Origin of the sequence: uncultured Methanobrevibacter sp., assembly GCF_937906425.1 — an archaeon.
Lineage (GTDB): Archaea > Methanobacteriota > Methanobacteria > Methanobacteriales > Methanobacteriaceae > Methanobrevibacter.
In genome coordinates, this window is record NZ_CALCYR010000010.1 from 1 (window position 1) to 5,766 (window position 5,766).

Sequence of the window (5,766 nt, forward strand, 5' to 3'; positions counted from 1 at the left end):
ATAAAACTATTAAATTAATTAAATTTCTTTTTAAAAGATTAAAATTATTTTAAATTATTTTAAACTTTTTTAAGAGACTTAAACATTTTTTTAAAAACTTTTTTTATTATTTGATATTATGTTTTTTAATAGAAAAAATAAGGTTTCCAAACAAGAGCTTAAAAGGAAGGAAATCAAGAGATTAAGCTCTCCAATATCATACAAGGATAAAAGAGCATATGATATTGAAGGAAATAGGGTTCCATATAGAAGAAAAAACCTGTTTAAAAAGGAATATATTTTAGAGCCTAAAAAGGACATTCTTAGTGATGATGAGGTTTTAAGATATGCCAAGGAGTCTAAATTAGCTTCAAAAATCCGTCTTAAAATGGGCATTGCCAAGTTTAGCGATAAGCTTAGGGTTTATGCTACAAGAATTAGAAACATGTGGCTTTTTGGAATAATTGGATTCTTTGGATTGGCAGGATATGGGATAACTTACCGTGTTTTTTCCATCTTTTTCATTGCATTGCTTCTTCTTGTCTTTTTAATTTATTATACATTTCATATTTTCCTTTTAAAAGATCATACAGATTACAAGTATCTGAATGAAATGAATAATAAAGAGGATTCTGGTGTAATTGAAGGTGAATTTAGGGAAAAAGAGTATGGTGAAGTGAAAGACAAAAAGAGGAAAGATTCAAGTGATGGCTTTGAGATTAGAGAAAAGGATTTGGAAAACTCAAGAACTCAAAAGTTCTATCAAAATTATAAATCCAGAATAAACACATTAAGTGAGGAATATAAGAAAAAGGAAACAACTGCAGTTGATTTAATCAATAAAAGGTTTAAGCCACCCCAATTAACAAATGACAGATTTATTAATTTGGTAAATAGCACTACAGAATTATTCAATAATCAGGCAGAAGCTGCATTAAATATGATTGATTTGGCAAATGAACCATCTTTATTGATTGAGGATGAATTGAGAGAGAAAATACAATTATTGAAAACAATCATTGCCAAAATGGATGAATTGAATAATGAATTAATTATTAACATAAATAATGTTGAGATTGAATCAAATAATGAATCCTTAGAGTTTATTAGCGAAATGGAAGATGCAATAGCTTCCATTAAAGATTATAAACTATGATTTTTATGATTATTAATAATTAAAAATAGAGTTTTTTAATTGTTTTAAAAAAATAAAAAGCGTATTTAATGATTAAAATTAGTTTTTAAAAATCTTATAAGGGATAATAAGATTTTTTAAGGAATAAAATAATTTAAATTTAAAAAAATAATAAAATTATTTAAGAATTGGTAAAAGGTATTCAATATTAGTCTCAATTGAACTATTTACATCATCTATGTCTTCCACTAACCATAGGAAGAAAATTCCATAAATGTTTGATTTAATGAAAAAGACAATCTTTTCTAAATTGATGTCCTTATTGATTTCATCATTTTCAATACCTATTCTAATGATTTTTTCAACTATTTCAGTAAATTTCTCATTGTATTTTCTAAAATAGCTTTGTTCCTTTTCATATTTTTGCTGTCCTTCAAAGGTTAATAAAATCATCTTTTTAAATGCAATATTATCAATACTGATGTCATTATAGGAAATATATGAATTGTCTTCCTTTAAACCTAATACTCTATGATAAAATTCATTTAAATTGGATAATAAGTCATTGCTTAGTTTAACAGTATCAAGTTGATTTAAAAACATATCAATAATGTATCTGTTTAATACACATTGGATTAATTGATCCTTGTCTTCAAAATAGTAATAAATTGAACCGTATCCTACCTGTGATTCCTTAACTATTTCAGACAATGAAACTTCAATATAGCCCTTTTTTAGCAATAATCTAAAGGTAGATTCCATAATTTTATCTTTAGTACTCATATTCTTTACCACGTTATTGATATATTTAATTTTTTTATTAATTTTATAAAAAGGTTTCTAATGTATGAAATCATTTTTTCTTATTAATTCAATTAGAAATCATTTTTCTTCTTTTTTCTTATTAATTCAATTAGAAATCATTTTTCTTCTTTTTTCTTAATAATTTTCTATTAAATCATTTTTTCTTCTTTTTTCTTATTGGATTTTTTCATTGAAATTTATCATGGATCATGAAGATATTATAAAAATGTTTAAATTAAGCATTGATAATGAAAATTTCTTGAATTTTTTAAAAAAAAATATAAAGTGGCTAGATGGTGAAGCAATTTTATTACAGGATTTTTCTATTTGGTTGACACATTTTTAATAAAAAGGATTAAAATATTAATCACTTTTTATTTTTGATTTATTTATTTATTTTTCGATATTTTTCGATTTATTAATCGATTATTTACTTATCGAAATTGATTCCAGTAATTCTTAATCCTCCATAGTGGGATTTGTACTTAATGTTTAATCCAATAAGCAATGGAGTGATTTTTTCTATTATTCTTGCTTTTTCTAAGATTCCGCAATCAATAGTTTTAATTCCTGGAATTTGGTCGATAATTTCTGCAGCGGTTTCTTTAGCTTCCTTGTCATCTCCTGCAATTAAACAATCACAGTCGATTTCTTCAGGAATATTTCCTAAGTGGGAATTGGAAATATTACAGAAAGCACAAATAACCTTTGCTCCAGTTCCATCTAGAATGGAAGCGGTTCTTTCAGCAGCAGATCCTTCCATGAGGTCAATGAAACGGAATGGTTTTCCGCCAATTGCAGTTTCCAAAGGAACTGTTGCATCCATAACAATTTTGTCGTTACAAAACTCTTTAATACCTTCAAGAGTTGGTTTTTGAGCAGCCAATGGTACGGTGATGATTAATACATCCCCTTCTTTTGCTGCATCTTCATTAGCCATACCGCACAAATTTGATAAGTCGTAATCTGCTAAATCTTCTTTAGCTTTTGCTACAACTTCCAATGCTTTTTCTTCTTTTCTTGAACCTACAATTACATCAAGACCTGCAATAGCTAATCTTTCTGCAATTCCAAGTCCTTGAGGTCCAGTACCTCCTATGACACTAATTTTCATTTATTTCACCCATTTTTAAGATTTTTCAAGAAATTTAATTCTTGATTTTTAAATTTTAGCTTATATTTTAAAAAATTTTTTTGGTTGAGAGAATTTAATTTATAATTATAAATTAAAAATAATTTTGAGAGTTTTCTTTTTTAAAAAATTAAATAATTTTGAGAGTTTTCTTTTTTAAAAAATTATATAATTTTGAGAGTTTTCTTTTTTAAAAAATTAAATAATTCTTATGAGTTAATTATTTAAATTTTATAGAAAAATATAAGATGAGAATAAAATAATTATTCTCATCCTTAGGAATTCCTTAAGAATCTAATTAATCTTCATTTTCAGGCATGAATACTGCAGGTTTAATTAAATCCCTTGGTTTTTCTGCCATAACCTTAAAAGCATCCTCGATTTTGTCAAATCCTTCAAATCTGTAGTTAATAAGTTTTGAAGGGTCGACTCTACCAGTTTGAATAAGATTTAACATCTTTTTCATTCTTAATGCTCCGCCAGGACAAAATCCTCCTCTAATGGTTACATCTCCCATTCCTAATCCCCAATCAAGAGCAGGGATGTCGAATTGATCTCTTGCATCATATGCAATAATGTTACCAATACCGCCATTAGGTTTTACAAGCTGTAAAGCTTCATTCATGGATCTAGGACTTCCGCCGGCAACAATTGCACGGTCGACTTGTCCGCCTTCCTTTTCAAGAATTTGATCTACAGTATTGCCGTCCTTATAGCTGATAATATCTGTTGCACCGTATTCCAATGCTAAATCTGCACAGTTTTTACGTGTTCCGATAGCATATATTCTGCCTGCACCCAATAATCTGGCACCAGCAACAGCCATCAATCCTACTGGACCGATACCGAATACAACAACGGAATCTCCTACCTGAATTCCTGCCATTTCAGCACCGTAAATACCTGTACTCATCATGTCTGTTGTCATTAATGCAGCTTCAACAGAAACATCATCAGGTAAAATTACAAGGTTAGCATCTGCATTGTTTACTGAGTAGTATTCTGCAAATACTCCGTCCTTTTGAAGTAAGAATTTGAAACTGCTCATGATTGTACCATTGTCGTGTGCATTGTTTCCTTTTGCTTGCACTCCAAGTTCATTCCAGTCCGGAGTGTCACAAGGAACTACTACACGGTCACCAGGTTTGAAATTTTTAACAAATTCACCGACTTCAACAACAATACCAACGGATTCATGTCCAATGATTCTGCCTGTAATGTCGGCTCCACTACCTTCTGCAAGGTGAACATCAGAGGTACATGGCGCTACAGCTATAGGTTTGAGTAATGCATCAAAAGGTCCAATTTCAGGAATGTCCTTTTCAATCCATCCTGTTTCATTGATTTTTATTACTCCATAACCTTTCATTTTATCACTTCTTGATTAATCTGGGAATCTAAATGATGGTCCATCCACCGTCTACGTGAACAAGTTGTCCTGTGGTGAAACTGGATGCATCTGATGCAAAGTAAATTGCAATTCCGTCAAGTTCTCCAGGTTTACCCCATCTTTCCATTGGGCAGTATGCATTAATTACTTGATCAAATCCATCATCTGCTTTTAAGTCTGCGGTTAATTCAGATTCAAAGTAAGCAGGTCCGATTGCATTTACGGTAATGTTGTATGGGGCCCATTCAGCTGCTAAAAGTTTGGTTAAGTTTAATACTCCTCCTTTAGCTGCAGTGTATCCAGCAAGTCCACCGTTTTTAATAGCTACAGTGGAGTGGATGGAACCCATGTTAATGATTTTACCATAGTTTTGTTTTACCATGTATTCACCAGCTGCCTTACAACAGTAGTAAACACCGGTTAAGTCAATAGCAATGTCTAAGTCCCATTCTTTAGGGTCTTGTTCTACAACAGGTCCAATGTAACCTCTACCTGCACAGTTTACTAAAATATCAATTCTTTCGTATTCATCTACAATGTTTTTCATAGATTCAGCTACATTATCATAATCAGTTACATCAGTAACTTGATATGAAGCTTCGACACCATATTTTTCTTTTAAAGTTGCAACATTTTCTTTAAGTCTTTCTTCACGTCTTGCAAGCAATACGACTTTTGCGCCTTGGTCAGCATATGCTTCTGCAATTTGGAAACCTAAACCAGATGATCCTCCGGTAATTACTGCAATTTTGTCTTTAATATCGAAATAGTTTTTCATTTTAATTGCTCCATAAATTTTTTCCAATAGTGTCTTTTTTGAATTGAACTTATTGGTGATTAATGATTTATAACTTATTGCTTATAAGTTTATTGATTAATCAATCAATATATAAAGTTTATATACTATGAAAATTTTCTTTGATTAATCAATCAATAGCTTGTTTTTTTATATTCTAAAAATCATTTATGAATATTAAAAATAGTTGAATATTTTATAAAAAAATAATATTTTTATTAGATATTGTTTATTTATATATTTATTATGGAAATTTTGTTTAAAAATTAGACTTTTTTATCATATTTCTTATGCAAATTTTGTTAAAAAATGGATTTTTTATCATATTTTATAAATAATTATTTAATTCATTAATTTTCTTTAATTTAATTCATAAATTTTTTTTAAAAATATAATTTAATTTATATACAAAATTGAAAGCTTTATATATGAGCAATGTTTATTATAAGTAAAGTCAATTAATTTTAAAGATCTTAATTGATTTATTATTTAATTTGTATTTAATTAAAATCAGATAAATTTTAATTTGT

5 protein-coding genes are annotated in these 5,766 nt (G+C 28.7%); 1 reads left to right on the top strand and 4 read right to left on the bottom strand.

The genetic code is table 11. The annotated features are described in order from the left end of the window. The first annotated feature begins 118 nt into the window (after positions 1–118). Positions 119–1,135, top strand: a complete 1,017-nt coding sequence (locus Q0138_RS00400; protein ID WP_297979362.1) for a hypothetical protein — start codon at positions 119–121, stop codon at positions 1,133–1,135. Positions 1,136–1,291: 156 nt separating this feature from the next. On the opposite strand, the gene Q0138_RS00405 is transcribed toward Q0138_RS00400, so the two are convergent. The 4 genes from Q0138_RS00405 to Q0138_RS00420 all read right to left on the bottom strand — a co-directional run bounded on the left by Q0138_RS00405 (position 1,292) and on the right by Q0138_RS00420 (position 5,218). Beyond that, positions 1,292–1,897, bottom strand: a complete 606-nt coding sequence (locus tag Q0138_RS00405) for a TetR/AcrR family transcriptional regulator (RefSeq protein WP_297979364.1) — start codon at positions 1,895–1,897, stop codon at positions 1,292–1,294. 451 nt (positions 1,898–2,348) lie between these two features. Next, positions 2,349–3,032: an NADPH-dependent F420 reductase gene (npdG, locus tag Q0138_RS00410; RefSeq protein ID WP_297979367.1), complete on the bottom strand. Its 684-nt coding sequence runs from the start codon at positions 3,030–3,032 to the stop codon at positions 2,349–2,351. A 316-nt stretch (positions 3,033–3,348) separates the two neighbouring features. After that, positions 3,349–4,419, bottom strand: coding sequence for a zinc-binding dehydrogenase (locus Q0138_RS00415; protein WP_297979369.1), 1,071 nt, complete (start codon positions 4,417–4,419; stop codon positions 3,349–3,351). A gap of 28 nt (positions 4,420–4,447) precedes the next feature. Beyond that, a complete protein-coding gene (locus Q0138_RS00420; protein ID WP_297979373.1) occupies positions 4,448–5,218 on the bottom strand; it encodes an SDR family oxidoreductase in 771 nt (256 codons plus the stop codon). Positions 5,219–5,766: the final 548 nt, after the last annotated feature.